The organism is Pseudoalteromonas sp. 13-15 (assembly GCF_001468205.2).
GTDB classification, from domain to species: domain Bacteria; phylum Pseudomonadota; class Gammaproteobacteria; order Enterobacterales; family Alteromonadaceae; genus Pseudoalteromonas; species Pseudoalteromonas marina.
Genome location: NZ_CP019162.1, coordinates 3,107,183 through 3,125,147, shown reverse-complemented (window position 1 = coordinate 3,125,147; position 17,965 = coordinate 3,107,183). Strand labels below are relative to the sequence as shown.

Sequence of the window (17,965 nt, the reverse complement as noted above, 5' to 3'; positions counted from 1 at the left end):
GTCAAATCTTGACTTCAGACATCAAACAACCTCGAAGCGCTTCCCACTGTAATTCAACCTGCTTATTCTCAATAATTAATGCATTTAATCTACCAACAGCTTTTGATATGGCCGAATAGTGTTTAACATTAAAAACATCTGCTAATGCCTGCAAATTTAATCCCGTTAAATCTTGGCACAATTTAATAGCATACCATCGGGGTAAGTTTTTTTCTTTTCGCCCCTTTTTAACCATTACTATATCATCTACCTCAACATTAAAGTGGTTAGCCAAATAGGTAATTACATCATTCGCTGAATGCCTTTTACTAACAAGCTTACTTTCATTGTTTGAGGTTGCAATATAGCCTTTAATGCTTTCAATAAAGTCATCACTGCCTAGCACCGACAATAACTTTTTAGCACCATAAAAAGCGCTTATTTCTTCATTACACTCATATTCAACAAACTGTTTGTACGCAACATACTTACGCTTTTTACCTTGCAGCGAAAATATAAAATCTCGAACCAACCATTCAGGTGTCGCACCACTTTTAATAAAAGCTGAATAGCTAGACCATTTGTACTTAGCAAGGTCATCTACCAACGGGGTGCTCGTTTCAATTGGGTTGCGATGAATATACCGGCTAACATGCAATAAGTAGTTATCAGCATCCACCAACACGGCTTTGTATCGGCCCCTGAACAGTGCACCATCTGTGTTATGTGTTCGATTAAAGTATTGAGTGTAAAGGCCATTAATATGCTTCATGGCCCTGCCTAAATTAGCATCAGGAGTTTTTATTAGCAGATGGTAATGATTGTTCATCAAACAATACGAATGCACTTCAATATTAAACCGAAGGCTTGCTTGCTCAATGCAGTATAAAAAATACTTAAAGTCGTCATCGCTCAAAAAGGTATTTTCGTGCCCTCTTCCACGATTCATCACATGATAAAACGCATTTTCATACTCTATTCGCAGCGGCCTAGACATAGCAATTCACTCCATAAGCAGTAAACTAAAAATCTAGACCATTGATGTATGAAGTCAAGATTTGACCCCTTTGGTTCCTTGATGTATGAAGTCAAGCAATCTCGAAGTTCTTTAAATAGCAGCTTTTAGGCAATTAATTAGTAATAACAAAATTAGTGGTAATTGTTCGCTTCATCGTTTTCTGGGAAAAAAATTCAATCTCTTTTAGAGAAGCTAACACATTTGTGCTGCCAAAATAGTCAGCTATTCGCCAGCAATCGACATTCAATTTAGTATTATTACAAAAGTAAGTTTTCCGTGGGTCGCCGCCATTGCTGAGCATTTTGTTGAATAAACCAACTTCATCTAGCTCTGCCGCCAGCATCAATGGAGTATAACCTTTAACAGGAGCAGCATGTTCAGCGTTAACATCTGCACCAATTTCAATCAACTGACTCGCAATCAATCTCATATTCTTATTATCGATTCTTTTGTCTAGTTCCCCTGACATAAAACTTGTTAACGACCCTAAATTTTGTCGAAATTTAGGGTCTGAGTTTTGAGCTGACAGAAACTGTAGCTGACCTTCCTGAGTGAAACCCGTAATGCCTGAGTTCGCTCTCCTAATCGAATCTAACACTTCAGGAGTTAGCTGCATTTGAAGAACACTGTCCCAATAACGTTTTGGATCTTTAGCTATACCAATCATCTTTATACAGGCATTCAACGCAGTTTGATTATCAGTTAAACCTCTATTATTAACGTTTGCCCCCATAGCTAAAACTTTATCAACAACATCAGGCCTACCAGATTGAACCGCCGATATAAGAGGCTGTAGACGCTTTTTGTCAGTACAACGATTCATAGTTTCTTTGCTGTGAGGATATTCTGATAGTAGATGAAATAGAGTGTCGTCTAAAGACCTAAGCGGCACCTCCCTTAAGTTTAAAGTCTCTAAAGCCATTAAAATTGCGGTATCCCCTGAGCTACTAGTCAAATTAACATTAGCACCTTGCTTTAGGAGCTTTTTAACTACATCACTTTTTTCCATCTCAGCAAACCAAACTAATTGAGGATATGTTTTCTTCCAAATTTCTCCAATTTTCAGCTTTCTATTCGGGTGTCGATAATCTGGTTTTATCTCATCAATATCTGTAACAACATTGATTCCAATATTAGCCGCAATTTCTGGAGTATTCGCTTCGGGAAACATTCCGGCTCTGGGGAAAACTTTATAAAACGAAGATCTCCAGTTTTGTACTTCCCAATCTTCAATAATGTCTGAAAACTTATTCGATGATTCATTACTTTGAACTGAAGGAATATCATAGTTAAACATCAGCAATGCATTTTTTAAGCGTTTTAAAAAGACTTTATCCGGTTTTTCTTGGCTTGCCGCGATAACAATTGCCTCTTCAATTATATACTTTTGATTAATACCAGCTCTGTATAAACACTCATCAAACCCTAATTTATAAAACTCATTAGCTTCTTCAAGCTGACCATTCAAGGCATACATCCTAGCTTTGCGCCACTGTACCCAATATGCAAAATGAGACTTATGCTCTTCGGCAGATAGTTGTTGCTCTAGTTTATCTATTACGGCTTTAAAATATTCAAATTGCCCTTCGTTTTTAACAATAGTGCGCTTCAACCCCTGTTGAGTTTCTCCGACCAATGGCAGTAAATAACTAATCCTATCCTTATAGCCTTGTTGATGTGATTGAATTAGTTGACTAAATTCATAGGTAGGCTTTGCTCCCCACGACAACAATCGGCACTCCTCGAACAACAAAGAACTGCCTTCTTCCTTAGCTGCACGATCAATAATGGACGCAATAAAAAGCAATAGTCTCACTTTTTGCCAGTCAATTTGTTCAGGCCAAGGGCCTTGTGACCATGTTTGTAGGAAGAGTAAAGATTGAATGTCTGGTTTATGTTCACCATCTTTCCAAGCTTTAACTTTTGCTTTATTTTCTTTTTCTAGAGAATTGACATAGTGCTCCCAGCCCCCCTCACTTTCTTCTAACCAAGTAAGTAATTGTGATGTACAGGTTTCTTGAAATGAAAAGAAGGCTACACTTGATGGCTTTGTACTTGAAACTAAACACAACGCACTCTCGATTGTATTTACGACGTGTTTGCTTAGTAACGTCTTACAAAGAGCAATTCCTATTTCTGATCGAGATAGTCCGTCAGCGTATATATTTGATACATGTGTCATGTATTCCGTTAAATATGCATGAAACCCTTGTTTCAATATTGCACTAATTTCATTACCAAATGTTTTAGATAAGTAATCGAAAACCTCCTTGGAAAATTCATCTATCAAACGATAATCAGCGGTTTTATCTTTGGCTTTATCATCAAGATGTTTATTACCAGCTTTTACACCTAGAACCTTTGCAAAGGTTCTCAAAGTCTCTATATGAGTTGGATACGGAAAATCAGACATAATTTTGCTCCCTGCAAATAATGGTTTGTATGTCGTTGGAGAAATTTTTAAATGCTCTTCTATCACTCGGTGATGAAGGCACTGTTATTTTCTTTCCATTTGGGGTTATCAAAGCCCCATGCTTTTTTCTATTAATAAATCGCCAGCCTATTTTACACATTCTGCTAACTAATTTATTTATATCTTTATCGCTACTGTATTTTTTCATAAACAAATAGAGGGCGTCTAAGACGCCCTCGTTTCCTCCTTATTTGCCACCTTTTGCTGGCGCATTACCGCGACCACCACCAGACTGATTACCTGTTGTACTAGGCCAGTTGCCACCCGGTCCGGGATGTGAAGAAGGGCCACGGCCATTACCAGAACTTTGATTTGAGTTATTTGATACTGTTACTAATGACATTGTTAATCACCTTATTTTTTCCGTCCGACATTGGACGGTCTCTAGATTAACTAACAACTCGGATGTTCGCGGCAATCCATGTGGCGGAAAAATTTTATTTTTTACAAATCAAAAAAAACAATTAGTTATATACCTTTGAGGTTAACTACTATAAAAACTCAGGATTACCTCCATGATTTCGCCAAAGTTTTAAATTTTGTTCAGCTATCATTACCCCATCAATTCAAAACCATGTGAGCTTTCAATGAATACAATAGTAAAAGACTGGCACATAGTTTCTATTTTTGACGGTGATGAACCGATTGGAAAAATTTTATGGGGAATCTGTGTTGATGACATGACATACCTATTCGCAACAAACGATTACATTAGTACATCAAAAATTGTAGAAATCTCACCTCACAACCAATTAATCAAAACAGCTAGTGGCAGTATTTATCAAGTCATAGGTGTAGGTCAAAAGGCTCAAATACAAATGAAAGACTTCGAACTACTTCGCCACGGCTTCAGTCCAGAGCAGATCGCCCAATTGAACTTGTCTTCAATCAGTTCTTTTCATTAACTTAATCAAGTGACAGTTTATTATGCCAGCAAGAACAATTGATTTTCAGAATGCGGAATGCTCCGCTTGTCACAAAAAGCATGTAGATATTAGAACTGAAATAGTTGCACCGTCATCGGATAGACCTAACGCTATTCGCAAGAAAATTATCTTTCGATGCGAAGATCACCTCTATTATGATGTTGATGATATTGAAAAATTAGCGCTAGTTAAAATTCGATTTCAAAACATAGAAGAAAGTGATCTTATGGATGGTTTAACTTTCCTAAAGCAGCTTGACTCTGACTAGAGCGTTAATGACTCAACCTAGCCCTTATTTAAAGGAAAGTACATCTGTACATTTCGAATCGTAAAAAATAACGAGCAGTTAATTGAAATTGCTAGCGGCAGTATTTATAAGATTTCTGGATAAAGGGGCATAAAAATAGACAAACCGAAGTTTGTCTATTTTTAAATACAAATGTCTAATTTTTAAACACTAGACTACAGTTGTGGTTGTTGAATATAGTTTGCAACTGACACATATTATAACTCAATAAGTTAAGTTGGGCTTTTTTCAAATAAAAAATGCAACTATAGCGTTAATCTATTTCTCTTCCTCGAACTCGTTCTGAATAAAGTTTGCAACTAACATTCGATAACTTATGAATACAACAAGATTTATAGTTGAGCGTACTGCATATTATGATTACCCATTAAATTGTACAAACCTTTCAAATTACCTTCTGACTTTGGGTCATCCCAACCTCTTAGCCACCTTATTTTTATACCCAAATACTGCGCCCAAGCTACAGCTTTTTTCATTTCTTTATATTTACCGTTTTTAGCACATGACTCAATGTACTGGTTAACAAGTAGATACTGATTACGACCTGCACTATATTTTGCCTGATTAAAGGCTTTCTCATAGTAACCATATGACTTATCGAATGACTTATGAGTATAAAAGTAATTGGCATAACCCCAATTTACTAACCAACTTAAAACATCATCAAGCCCAGCTTTCCTCAACCGATTGTGATAATTATCAATGTCGCCCAAAGATGTAGGGCTCTTCTTTAATTTAAGGCCTTCATTAAATAGCTCAGGAAACTCTGATGGCATTCCTTTTACACTAGGTGTCATTCCTAGCAGAGTTAACACACCATGACCAGCAAATGTCCCAACATGAGCAATTACCAATTTTGATTTTTCTAATTCAGTTAAATTCGAAAAAGATTCATCATTTATGTAACCCTGTAATAACCTAGACCCGTGTTCAGTAGATATTGCAAACTGTTCCCAATATTCGGATATTTCATAAAAATAAAGTTGATTAACATCAACTTCACTCATTGAGCCTATGGATTTCTCTACAGTCTTTAAGTGTTTTTCTAGCCTTAGATTGATACGTGATAATCTACTCGACTGGCCTTGAACATGCTTTAAGCATTCGATCAAAAACTCACGACCAAAGTTACGTTCTAGTTCTCTGAAACAATAAGCAGATACTCGCCCAATAAACAAAATTAGCTTTAATCGCTGTTTTTCTGATGCGCTTACTATTCGTCTAGCAGAGTCATTTGATGTCGAGTCCAACAACGTTAGCGAATATTCCAAATTATCAAATAGCGAACTAATGGTCGGGATTTGATCGGTAGTACTCCAGTGTTGGGCATTTTCTAAATTCTGACTTGCTCTGTAGTCTTCCAAGCTCTTATCTGGGTAGTGAAATGATGATTGGCTAATAGACAAAGAGTCATAAATGAGTTGCCAGGCATTCCTTAGTGGCCAACTGATTTTCTGTCCTTCAATATTAGGCAAAGCCCAGATTCTTAAGTCCGGTAGGCTCAGTTTCGATGCTGGTACATTTAGTCTTAAATAGTTCTTATAGAAAGAAAGCAAAACTCGATCTAAGACATACTGTTTTATAAACCACTTAGTCGAGTTTGTCTTATCAAGATAAGTACCATCATCACCCAAAACACCTTTGTATGTAGCGAGTAGAACTTTAACGGCTTCCAATACCATACAAACAATTCTCTCTTCGCCTAAGGCCTTTTCCAACAGGTGCTTAAGTGAATCAAGTAATTCGTCGAGCTTACCATCAATTTTCGAGCTTTCGTCAGCCAAACGTTTTAACTTGGTTTGCAGCTTTTTCTTGTTGCTCTCGCTCAAGAATGAATTACTTCTATCCTTTTGTGCCAGAAGCCCAGTAATATTAAAAATCTCACGAACGAGCTCACCGATAGTCGGGAATGTAGCTTTATTATTTTCCATCTAAATAAAGGGCCTCAAGGGCCCATTCCTTATTATTTTTTGCCACTTTTAGGAGCAGCATTACCTCTATCTCCACCTGATTTATTGCCTGTAGTAGATGGCCAGTTACCACCAGGGCCTGGATGACTAGAAGCGGGTTTTGATGAATTAGATTTTGCCATAATAATATCCTCAATAGTTAATTAGTAATAAAGAACCAACAGCTCTGCCATTGCTTCAAGTAAAACTATAACTTTGCCATTTAATTCTGACTTCAGGCATTTTGGAAACAAAAAATGGTAATTAGCTTAACTCCTTATAATTTGGGAACAAAATACTAACTTGTCATATTACTGATTTCTTTAAAATGTCTTCCGTCTCAGCACTCCTACGGTCTTGTATTTCTGTCTAGCTAGTCCCCTGAGTAACGAACAAAAAAACCATCAAGGCAGGACTCAAAAAGTAAATCATCAATAATGCCCATAGACATATGGTTTTCTCCCAGGTCAAATCTCATCGTAATGTTTTATACCTTCATCTATACACTTTCCCATAATATTTTTATTGAAGTTAAGGCTTCATTACAGTACTCAACCGGATTAAGGCTTCATCCTAATCGTAAACAAGGCTTCATTGTAGTACTTAACCGGATTAAGGCTTCATCCTGATCGCGAACAAGGCTTCATTACAGTACTTAACCGGATTAAGGCTTCATCCTGATCGCAAACAAGGCTCATTACAGTATTTAACCGGATTAAGGCTTCTTCCTGATCGCGAACAAGGCTTCATTACAGTACTCAACCGGATTAAGGCTTCTTCCTGATCGCGAACAAGGCTTCATTACAGTACTTAACCGGATTAAGGCTTCATCCTGAGCACGAACAAGTCTTCATTATAGTATTTAACCAAATTAAGGCTTCACCCTGATCGCGAACAAGGCTTCATTACAGTATTTAACCGGATTAAGGCTTCATCCTGATCGCGAACAAGGCTTCATTACAGTACTTAAGCGGATTAAGGCTTCATCCTGATCGCGAACAAGGCTTCATTACAGTATTTAACCAGATTAAGGCTTCATCCAAATCGCAAACAAGGCTTCATTACAGTATATAACCAAATTAAGGCTTCACCCTGCTCGCGAACAAGGCTTCATTACAGTATTTAACTAAATTAAGGCTTTATCCTAATACCCTCTACGTCTATTTCTTGGTATTGCAGACGGTAAAGTTTCATACAGCCATTCCTTATCATGTTTAAAAAGCCACGTGTAAGAACTTCTACATAATGATTGAATCTGCCCACGAGTAGGCGCTTTTGTTCTATCCAAACATTCATGTAATATTGAGCGATGCGTGTTGCGTTGCTTTTCAAATCGAAGCTGGATACGTAATTCTTTAATATCAGGAAACTGAGTCAATAACTGTTCAACAGCACTTTGCGAGCATTCCATCTCTTTGGCAATTGAAGTAGTGAGTTCACCAGCTTTTAGCCTAGAAAGAATTTGCTTACGCTCTGTCGCAAATAGGAACTGCGCTCTACGGTGTATTCGTATGTTATTTTGCATAGCTATAGATTTAGCATACCCCACACTAACGTTTGCTCGCTTAGCAGCTTGACGCATACTCATACCATTTCTTAACTGCTTTAAAAGTAAATCTGTTTTTTCTGGATTAACACGTTCAAACACATCATTAATAACATAATCCGGCCTCACGTTTAATTGATTCGGATTAGAACAACACTTCAAAAACTCTGACAAACTGCCAAATAAATGCTGTATCACGAGTAGGTGTTTTAATGAGTGAAACTGAGCGTGGGATTGATAAATAAAGTTTGATGGGTAGCTATTGCTTTTACTCCCCCCAAAAACCGCATCAAAAAGCCCTTTAGGCAACTCATTTACCCAGTACTCCTTAAGGCTTGTTTGCCATTGTTCTTGCCTGACTGACCCATAATTACATACGAGATTATTCGCATTTAACCCATGTAAATAAACCTTTATCAAAACATCTGAATCGATGGCCTCTAAATTTAAAGACCAGAGTGCATACGCATCTTGAGCAAGTCTTGCCTGCTTTAGGCTTGCCTGTGTTAAACCTTTGCCCTCACTTACAACCTGAGGCGGCAATGCGAGCAATTTCCTTTCACGTTTTATTGCTTCTAGCTTTATTAAATGAAATGGACAGTAGTTAATCCAAGGTAATTGATGGGCAACATGCCAATACGCCACACCTACGTTTTTGATGTCTTGGGCGGCACACTGCGGGCAATAACATAGGACTGTCGGTTCTGGTATTCGATTAGCCAGTAGCGAGAATTGACTGTACGCATCAGTGCATGCTCCCTCAAGCATTCTAGTAAAAGCTTCTTGGAAGACATCACTTTGTATAAAAGGCTTAAAAAATGGCAAAACTGTGTGTTTTACGATTAATTCGTCAATGCCCACGCTCACACTTTCTGAAACTGGAACAATAAAAGATGGGAATATGGATGTTAATTGCTGGCCAGTATACCCCAACCTAACCAGCAAAAAGTCATGATCCGTAGCTAAACCGCTTATTAGCCCTGCTCTAGCGAGCCAACTGTAAATAGTCTCATTGGGTAGCAGCGCACTTAAGCTGCAATTTCTAACGAAGGCCATTCTACCGCCAAAAAGCGCAGCCACATCAATACAAACAATGGATGCCACCCATTTACGTTTCGTAACGCCTTTTCGAGACTTAACGTTTTGTAATTGATTACAACTTCAGGCTCATGAAAAAAACGTTCAAAGCCATGTTCAAAAAACCACGCTACAAAGTCTTGCTGAAGTCTCGCTGCCACAAATACTTGCTCTCGTATTCTCCCTCCGTTTAAATTAGAAAAGCCACTTTGAATACCTCGTTTCATTACGTGTTCAAAGTATGGTTTAGAAAGCATTCCAGGTGAATTTAATAAATCCATACTCGCTTGCTGTACCCATGTAATATGCCCATTTAAATCTACGTAACTTGCCCTATGAATAGCACCACATTTAGTACATTTATTGGTGGTTGGTGGCGTCGCCATAACTCTTATATCAATGCTAGAAAATCCACAGGTATTGCAGCTTTCAAGCAATTCGCAAGCATGCTTTGAACAAGTGATCATCGAAGGTAACTGGTGTTCAACGTGCCAATAGGAAGTACCTACACGTTTTTCATCTTCAATAGCGCATAATGGGCACCATCGCCAAGCTAAAGAAAACGACAATGTTCTGCATAATGGAGCCGATAAGGATGGTACTTGCTCAATAAATTCGCAGCGCTTCCAAAGGCCTCCTTTCCTGATCCGCTTATTAATGATCTTATCAACATCACGAAAATGCATCGAAGGTGAATAATAAGGAAACAATGAGTGTTTTCTTAACAGATATTCTCTGCTTATACTCCCCTCATACGCATTCGCAGCAATATCAATTAACGGATGATAGATTCGTTGATTGCTCAAAGAGCCATCCTCTGAAAGCATGCGTTCAAACACCAGCTTAGGGTTACTACTAACTAAAAGGGTTGCCTTACGGGATACCACTCCCGCAAAGTGCTCGCCATCAAAAGGGGTTGGCATGAATGATACTTTACTCATCGTAACCCTCCTTAATGAAATTGAGCATATCTTTAGAATCAATATCCATACACACACGTGGTATACCTAATGGGTCTGGCACTACGTCAGGTAATAACTTTTGTACTTTTTTGCGCTTAGCTTTTGCAGCTAACTTTACTTCTTCGTTTGTTAAAACATGCTCTTTTTCATCCAGTTTGTTCACATCCTCATCAAACTGTTGAATATTTCCCGCTCTTAGATTATCTAAAGCGCCAGCAATCAAAGAGAATTGATTATTATACGTCTTATGTAACCTCTCCACGTCACCCGTGCGATATGCATCGGCTTTATCGGGGTATTTATTCTTCAACATTGCAATTGACTCATGATGCAGTATCGCCAACCTCGTCATCATTGCAGGCAGACCACACGTTAAATGACAAAAAACTTGTTTGAACTGCTTATCTGGCATTTCGCTACTCTTACAAAATGATTCAGGGAACAATGCATCAAAGAGAGAGTTAAAAAACTTACTCTTTACCCCGTACAAAGAAAACTGATATTCACGGTTGGTCAACAGTCTGCGTGTGATCGTAAAATCTGGGCTTTTAGTATCAGATAAAAACATCTCCCTACCAGATGTTGTTGATGAAAGAACAATAGGAATACCCAACTTGTTAAACAAAGCTTCAATCGTAGTGAAGGATGGCGCATTTTTATTATTTTTGTATTTCAACATGAACTGCAATTCATCAATATGAGCCAATCCCAAATGATGTGCCACAGCAATTGACTGCATTTGACTTAAATGGCGCTCTACAGAGTAATGCGATTTATCTTTCCACTGTTCATAAAAATCTGTATCAAGGGCTTCATCAACAGCGTTAAAGAAATTGAGCGCCAATCCCTTGGTTGATGGAGTCGATGGCATATCAAGCGATATCCAAACAAGCTGATCTTGCCGGAAAATTTTGTCCTCAAACTTGTTGTGTTTGATCACTTGTGGGATCACTTTGAGAACACTGCGAATTCCTTTCGTCTTACCAACACCACTATGACCATGAACAAATACGCTTGGCGCGGTTGTTCGAGAAATAAATTCCTCTTCTAATCGCTCTCCCTTTCTAGCTGCCAAGGCGATTGCCATTTGCAATTTGTTAGTTTCCGCAGAATGTGGCGTGTACTTAGAATATCCATCTAAAATTAGCCCTACAAACTTGTTATACATTCCATATAAGTATGGCGCTGGAACGTGAACCTTTTCTAAGCGCTCTAGAAATACCTGCTGATATACAGCTGGTATATCAGTTAAGTTCTTTTCAAAAGTAGGTATGAAAGTAAGCTTTTTATTCAGCTCATCTTCGTGTGCTATTACTTCAATAGCTTCGGTAAGAGGATTTCCATTTAAGCTATCAAGCGGGTGTTTTCGATATATCGCTTCTTTTTTCATAAGATTACTCCATTAATCTCCATACAATTCGTCGTCTAAGTCATCCATGACGGCGGGCTTCATTGACTCTAAGTCGGTTCCAGTACCAAATGTATTATCCAACTGTTGATTCGCTTGAGTTCTTAGCACAAGCTTCTGAATTTGTTGACGAGCTTTAATGCCTGGTTGGATAGATTTATGTTTATTTTTAGGTGCGAGCGAGCGCTCAGCCTCCTGTTGCGCAGTAGTAAGATCAGTAACAGAATCCCAATATGAACGTGTGATCAGAGCATTTTGCTTATGCTCGTGAAGCATATCTTTTTCTTGCTCCATTAAATGCATTATCAGCTCCCAATGCTGACTTGCTAAAGGATTTTCGTTATTGATATTTTTAAGGCGTAACTTAACGATCTGACCATCGTCGGTTTCATGTAACAGCTCATTGATATTGTCGTACATCCTTTTGACCAATATTTTGAATGTGCCATGATGCCTAGCTCTAGCATAGCCACTACTAGAATTAAAATAAGGGTGATGGTATTCGACCCCTTCAAAACGTATACTGCTAGAAGTTACCGTCGCACGCTCTTCAGGCAAAAATGCCCACCGAATTTTAGCTTCACTTACTTCAGGGTTTAATCGCCCGACCTTTTCCATGTCTTCTAAGCTATTTAAAAAAATCGCTTTCGGCGTAAAGTCCGTACCATTTACAAGGCCTTTGAAGTTAAGTCGCTTGAGACGATCTGCTGAATTGTTGTGGTAGCAAATTTCTGCGATTAACACTTGCATCAATGAGTCATAATCGTACAACGCATTATTAGATGCATGGCTATCTTCACGTTTTGGTAGATCTGCTAATGCACCAGGAACAAACTTAATAACTTGATCATTAACAGTACCAAATTTGCGCTCAACCACTCCTTTAGCATCACCGCGATAAATTGCCATAAACGCAACATCTTCTATACCAATTCTCGCGTTTAACAGAGCATCAATTAAGTTTCTCTTATACTCAGGTCCATTGTCTATTGCTAATTCAATTGGCACATGTTTAGCGGGCCAATCATTCTCATCTAAAAGAACACCAAAACGCTTAGCAAATTCAACTTTATCTAAACATGCATTTGCTAGCGCCTGGGATACCCCTTGCCAATTGGGGCCATCAAACCCCAAATACATCCCAACAATCATTGTTGAATAAACATCGACTACGAGATATAAAACAGGACGCCCCATTGAATAGCGCTTACTTGTATCAAAAGGATAACGCACGTAACAATCAAGAATGGTTGCATCGACTTCATAGCGCTGTGTGGCGCCAAGTACCCCATCAAAAGACTTGCCTTGTCTATCCTCAAAGTCTTTGGCGAAGTTAACATCACCATGTTTCAAACGAAGAAGTGATGCTTTATCAATAATTTTTTTAAAGTGATAGCGAAACATGCCATCACTAATTCGGTCTTCCTCAGGAAATGGGTGAAAAATATGTTGGGTACCTAGTGTCGTCTCTCTTTCGATTACATAGCGTTCAAATGTCCTGTGATATAGCCGATAAGCAAACGCAATAGAAAAGTTAACATGATTAGATTTGATAAAAGCAGCAGTTTTTTTGATGTTTAATTTATCAACATCATTTACACACCGTGCGTTTGAACGAACTTTAACTTTACCGTTCTTACCGTTTGGACCACGCTTAATCTGGGAGTCACTCAAGTCTTTAACATGACGGTAGTTTGAGCCACATTGCATCAAGCCACATGGCAACAATGAGTTTTTGGTACAGCCAAAAATGATGTATCTATTAATCGCAGAATGAAATGATGCTTTCCCTTTCCACTTATCCTTTCCGAGAAGTGGCTTTATTTCAGCCGCTAACCCCTTGCCATACAGGTACTGCTCAATTTTATCGAGACTAACAAGACTTTCGATTTTCCTAAATTTATAGTCACGTTTATCAAGCCAGGTACCTTTACCCATTTCAGTAGCAATCCAGTCATCACTTCTAGTCATAACAACCGGGTAGTCAAAACGCTCTACTTGTAATGAATGGCTAGTTATATATGCCAATACATCATCCATCCGCCATGCTTCAGGTTTAGAAAGGTTCTTTTTTGGATCAAAACCATTTAGATCATACAAAGCAGTAAACCGTCGACAACAACTAACGTGACAAACAAGAAGATCAATATTCTTTTTATCGTTAGTCAGGCGCGTACCAATTCTTAGCATCATAAGGTAAGCTCCACAGGACGATGGAACTGTAACGTACTGCTATGCTTAAGCGGCAAAAAGTGCTTGAGTACACTAAATTGAAAAAGCCGAATAACTTGCTTATCAGAGCAATTTAGTTGCTGGCTTGTAAGTAACAGTAAAAACTCAAGTGGTTTCATGAAGTACCTTTGCCATACGTGGCAAAAAGTAAACACGAATGTTCTAACCAACTCATCCTCAAACTTCATAAAGCCAGCAGGCTCACAGAAGCGGATATTATTGAACTCGTCCTTGGTAGCATCCAATTCCGTAACAATTTGATACTTGATGCCACGGCGTCGCCAATACTCTCGTTCAATTGCAAATTTCTGCCAAGTTCGAGCATTCTTGCGCTGTAGCAGCTTTCTTTCTTCGCCTTGTATCGAGCCCTCCAGCTCAACCCCTTCCTCATCCACCACATAAATTTGAGAGGCATATTTAAAGCTATATGCAGTAGTAATAACGCTGCTTGGATTTTGTGGGTCCCGTGACTGCACCAAAAAATCTGTTGTCATCACATATGCCTCCGAGGTCTCCCAATTGCGTGGGTGAATTAAATTACCCGCGACTGCAATGTTTAAAGTTTCATTTAAATCGAGTGCATACTGCTCAAATACACGCTTTGTACCTCTGGCCCAAATCAATTTTTTGTACATCCGTAATTCACCATCACTCAACAAATGAGCATGCCGTTTCTGTACATTGCAAAAGATCCAATGCCTACGACCATATTGATTAACCGCTTTTACCGTTAAATACGGTCGATAACTCTCCGATGTTAAACTTTGTATGTCACGCTTCCACCGGTTTAACTTTTCCATAGCTTTTGGTGTAGCGGTAACCTCTTTAAATTTCATATGCATCCTGCAATTGATTCAGTAGGGAACAATATCTTGCCTGTAGATCAAACTTTGATCAACCCACCTAAAAACCATAACCACATGAAAAACAACATTTTTGTTTTGAAATAGCAACCTTGTATAACATCAAAACTGTGTAAGTAAAAATTGAATTAAATCAACGTAAGCTTTTTGACTAAAAATAAGTTTTTGAATTGGAAATGGAAACAATGATTTTGTTGTGAGGGATTTTGGGGCTTTAAAAATTGAAGTATTTCAATGCAAGATAAAAAAATATTTTTAAGGCATGATCAAAATTGACTAAATATTTTATAAAATAATTTTTAACCGCTCAAAAATACAACAAAATAACAAAGTAAGATCGCCTGCGATCAATTGCTAATTCCTCAAGTTTCTCATACTATCAACTTGTTAAAATGCAAAGATTAAACATGGCCGATGATATTTTGACCATTCAAGAGGTCGCTACGTACTTAAAGCTAAATGAAAAGACAGCATACCGTCTTGCAAGCGAAGGCAAATTACCCGGCTTTAAGGTGGGTGGAAGTTGGCGCTTTAAACGCGTAGATTTAGAGCAATGGATTGAAGAACAAAAACAAAAATAAGGGATTATTATGATTAGGGCTGAATATCAACGCTTTATGCAAACACTACAGGGTCAAAATGCAACGGATTCTGTGCGCAAAGTAGCAAATATAGTTTCAGCCCATTTTGATGAATTACTGCCCTTATCTACTCACCAAGGGCAACGTATTCGTAAGATGGTCGAGCTATGCCAGGTCAATTGGGACAACTCGGCGACTAATACTCCTCCACTCGTAGAGCAAGAAGTGATACAAGAAGTGCCACTATCGCGTTTAAAAATCTTGGAGGTGGGACCATTTAGAGGGTTTGCGCGGAAAGAAATATTTGATTTAAATAGTCGATTGGTATTGATTTATGGTCCAAATGGAACGGGGAAATCAAGTTTTTGTGAAGCGCTAGAATTCACTCTTTTAGGTAACGTTGCGGAAGCAGACAGCAAACGATTTCGTGATCAAAACGAATATCTGAGGAATGCTTTTGTAAATCAGCTGGTAGCCCCCTCCTTAGTCGCGTGTGATATGCAAGGCAACGATGTCGCTATAGTTCCGAATGAGTCAGCCTTTCGTTTTTGTTTTGTCGAAAAGAACCGCATTGATAGCTTTTCCCGGATTGCTGCACAAGCCCCAGCAAAGCAAACCGAGCTTATAGCAACACTATTTGGTCTAGAAGCATTTACAGAGTTTGTCCGTAATTTCACGTCGGATATTGGTGGTCAGTATATCGATTTACAAGGCCAACTAGCATTACATCTAGCTCAAAAGGAACAAGGATTACAAGTGGCGCGTCAGCAAATACAGGCAAGCGCTACCGAACTACAAAGAATAGCTGCCGAAGAGTTAAAACTAGCCAATAGCTACAGACTTGGTATCAGCTTTGAACAATTGATTCTTGAACTAAACGGTAATGGTCAAGCTCTGGGTCGTATTGCACAGTTAGAGTCTGAACTACAGCAGCCACCTCCGCCTAAAAGCTACCTCATTGCTGCTACGTTTGAGGCGATAGGTAACGAAGCGTCAGCGTTAGTCAATGAATTAAGACAAAGCCAACAGCAACTGGCCGATGCAAGTCAACAAGTTTCATTTAAACAACTATATGAAGCAGTAGTGCAGGTTCAACAGAGCAGCCCTGGTTTGTGTCCGGCCTGCAAGACTCCATTGCAACAAGTTCAGGTAAATCCATACACAAATGCCGGACAAGAATTAACCAGATTGCAGCAGTTAGGTGAACTTCAGCAAAAAGTGGGTCAACTTGAACAAAACGCATTGCAAGCAATATTTAAGGTTGGGCAATCGCTGAATACCTGTCTGCAATTTTTCTCAGTGAATAACCCCTTAAAACCATTTGAACTGGTTAACATGCAGCATGGGTTACAGTGGTGGAGTTCACTATTCACTCCGTTACCAGATACTTCTGTTGCATGGCAACACTTAACCAGTCAAATCCATCAACTAGAGACAAATGATAGGCTAGCGGAAGAAGCCATTCGACAGAGAGACAATAAACAGGCCGAATTAAATCGCCTCCGCAATATCGCACAACAAATAACAGTATTAGCAACGCAGAAGCAAACGGCCTTAGGTAACCAAGCTAACGCTCAAAGACTGATTGATAATTTTCAAAATGAAAATGCACAACTTATTGCAAACGTCGAATCAGAAAGGCCTTCCATCGCACGGAATCATGAAATAGTAGCTGCATATGCGATGTTTGTTCAAAAGCTTACAAATTACAATAATAGCTTGCCCGCACGGTTAGTCGCTGACTTAGGAGAATTGGTTGTCCAATTGTACAACTCTTTCAATCGAAATGATGCTCAATCGGAACTATTGGCTGACGTAAAGCTACCATTAGCACCAAACCAACGGTTGCGAATAGCATTTCAAAATCAACCTGAACAGTTATTTGATGCATTGCATATCCTAAGCGAAGGCCACGTACGTTGCTTGGGCTTAGCCATACTGTTAGCTAAAAATTTGAAAGAGCAAGCACCTGTTTTAATTTTTGATGATCCTGTCAATGCGATTGATGACGACCATCGTGAGTCCATAAGACGAACTCTATTTGAGGACCAGTACTTTATGGACAAGCAAATTATACTTACGTGCCATGGTGAAGAATTTTTCAAGGATATACAGAACTTACTGCCAGCTGCGGATACTCGTAATGCAAGACTTCTAAGCTTCCTACCACGGTTAGGTGAGCAGCATGTCCGTGTTGATTTCAATTGTGCGCCTAGAAATTATATTTTGGCCGCTCGTAATCACATGATTAGAAATGAAGTGAGGGATGCGTTGGCAAAGTCACGACAGGGTTTGGAGGCACTTACAAAAGGGAAAGTCTGGAAATATGTAAGTAGGTTCGGTGATGGAAACTTGAGTTTGAAGTTCCGTTCAGCATCTTCGCCAATTGAACTAAGAGGCTTAACCGAGCAGTTACGTAGCAAGATTGCTAAAGCTGACTTTTCTGATCCTAATAAAGCCAGCGTTTATGATCCAATAGATCAGCTTTTGAACCGCAGTGGAGACTCTCGAGAATGGCGTTATCTAAACAAAGGAACACATGAGGAGAATGATCGTCTCGAGTTTGATCGTCAAACGGTTGAATTAATTATTATGTCGCTTGAACAAATAGATGCGGCGCTGCAATAGCATATTTAAATAGGAA

Annotated in this window: 14 protein-coding genes; 4 read left to right on the top strand and 10 right to left on the bottom strand. The window is 38.8% G+C overall.

Annotated elements, in window-relative coordinates; genetic code table 11:
* Nucleotide 1 precedes the first annotated feature (1 nt).
* The 3 genes from ATS72_RS14460 to ATS72_RS18875 form a co-directional block, all read right to left on the bottom strand.
* On the bottom strand, nucleotides 2-976 hold the full coding sequence (locus ATS72_RS14460) for a transposase (protein ID WP_058428384.1): 975 nt from the start codon (nucleotides 974-976) through the stop codon (nucleotides 2-4).
* Between the two features lie 133 nt (nucleotides 977-1,109).
* Entirely contained in the window at nucleotides 1,110-3,410 is a 2,301-nt protein-coding gene (locus ATS72_RS14455; RefSeq protein WP_058428383.1) for a hypothetical protein, read from the bottom strand.
* A 247-nt stretch (nucleotides 3,411-3,657) separates the two neighbouring features.
* Complete coding sequence (locus ATS72_RS18875) at nucleotides 3,658-3,813, bottom strand: hypothetical protein (protein ID WP_170865583.1); 156 nt, start codon at nucleotides 3,811-3,813, stop codon at nucleotides 3,658-3,660.
* A 244-nt stretch (nucleotides 3,814-4,057) separates the two neighbouring features.
* On the opposite strand from ATS72_RS18875, the gene ATS72_RS14445 reads away from it, so the two are divergent.
* Both ATS72_RS14445 and ATS72_RS14440 read left to right on the top strand, forming a co-directional pair.
* Nucleotides 4,058-4,375, top strand: coding sequence for a hypothetical protein (locus ATS72_RS14445; protein WP_058428381.1), 318 nt, complete (start codon nucleotides 4,058-4,060; stop codon nucleotides 4,373-4,375).
* 22 nt (nucleotides 4,376-4,397) lie between these two features.
* On the top strand, nucleotides 4,398-4,664 hold the full coding sequence (locus ATS72_RS14440; protein WP_058428380.1) for a hypothetical protein: 267 nt from the start codon (nucleotides 4,398-4,400) through the stop codon (nucleotides 4,662-4,664).
* 371 nt (nucleotides 4,665-5,035) lie between these two features.
* On the opposite strand, the gene ATS72_RS14435 is transcribed toward ATS72_RS14440, so the two are convergent.
* From ATS72_RS14435 to ATS72_RS14410, 7 genes are all read right to left on the bottom strand, one after another.
* The gene (locus tag ATS72_RS14435; protein ID WP_058428379.1) at nucleotides 5,036-6,634 is read right to left on the bottom strand and encodes a hypothetical protein; all 1,599 of its coding nucleotides are present in this window, start codon (nucleotides 6,632-6,634) and stop codon (nucleotides 5,036-5,038) included.
* A 32-nt stretch (nucleotides 6,635-6,666) separates the two neighbouring features.
* Nucleotides 6,667-6,795, bottom strand: coding sequence for a hypothetical protein (locus ATS72_RS19005; RefSeq protein ID WP_016898921.1), 129 nt, complete (start codon nucleotides 6,793-6,795; stop codon nucleotides 6,667-6,669).
* A gap of 1,001 nt (nucleotides 6,796-7,796) precedes the next feature.
* Nucleotides 7,797-9,254, bottom strand: a complete 1,458-nt coding sequence (locus tag ATS72_RS14430; protein WP_058428378.1) for a TnsD family Tn7-like transposition protein — start codon at nucleotides 9,252-9,254, stop codon at nucleotides 7,797-7,799.
* Complete coding sequence (locus tag ATS72_RS14425) at nucleotides 9,227-10,216, bottom strand: TniQ family protein (RefSeq protein ID WP_058428377.1); 990 nt, start codon at nucleotides 10,214-10,216, stop codon at nucleotides 9,227-9,229. Before ATS72_RS14425 ends, ATS72_RS14430 begins: the two co-directional genes overlap by 28 nt.
* Complete coding sequence (locus tag ATS72_RS14420) at nucleotides 10,209-11,627, bottom strand: AAA family ATPase (RefSeq protein WP_058428376.1); 1,419 nt, start codon at nucleotides 11,625-11,627, stop codon at nucleotides 10,209-10,211. The genes ATS72_RS14425 and ATS72_RS14420 overlap by 8 nt, the downstream gene beginning before the upstream one ends.
* A 12-nt stretch (nucleotides 11,628-11,639) precedes the next feature.
* Nucleotides 11,640-13,838 carry a DDE-type integrase/transposase/recombinase gene (locus ATS72_RS14415; RefSeq protein WP_058428375.1) on the bottom strand — a complete coding sequence of 733 codons (2,199 nt, stop codon included), beginning with the start codon at nucleotides 13,836-13,838 and terminating at the stop codon, nucleotides 11,640-11,642.
* Nucleotides 13,835-14,713: a TnsA endonuclease N-terminal domain-containing protein gene (locus ATS72_RS14410; protein WP_058428374.1), complete on the bottom strand. Its 879-nt coding sequence runs from the start codon at nucleotides 14,711-14,713 to the stop codon at nucleotides 13,835-13,837. The genes ATS72_RS14415 and ATS72_RS14410 overlap by 4 nt, the downstream gene beginning before the upstream one ends.
* Before the next feature lie 434 nt (nucleotides 14,714-15,147).
* On the opposite strand from ATS72_RS14410, the gene mads1 reads away from it, so the two are divergent.
* Nucleotides 15,148-15,321: a methylation-associated defense system helix-turn-helix domain-containing protein MAD1 gene (gene mads1, locus ATS72_RS14405; protein WP_058428373.1), complete on the top strand. Its 174-nt coding sequence runs from the start codon at nucleotides 15,148-15,150 to the stop codon at nucleotides 15,319-15,321.
* A 9-nt stretch (nucleotides 15,322-15,330) separates the two neighbouring features.
* Nucleotides 15,331-17,949: an AAA family ATPase gene (locus tag ATS72_RS14400; protein ID WP_058428372.1), complete on the top strand. Its 2,619-nt coding sequence runs from the start codon at nucleotides 15,331-15,333 to the stop codon at nucleotides 17,947-17,949.
* Nucleotides 17,950-17,965 lie beyond the last annotated feature (16 nt).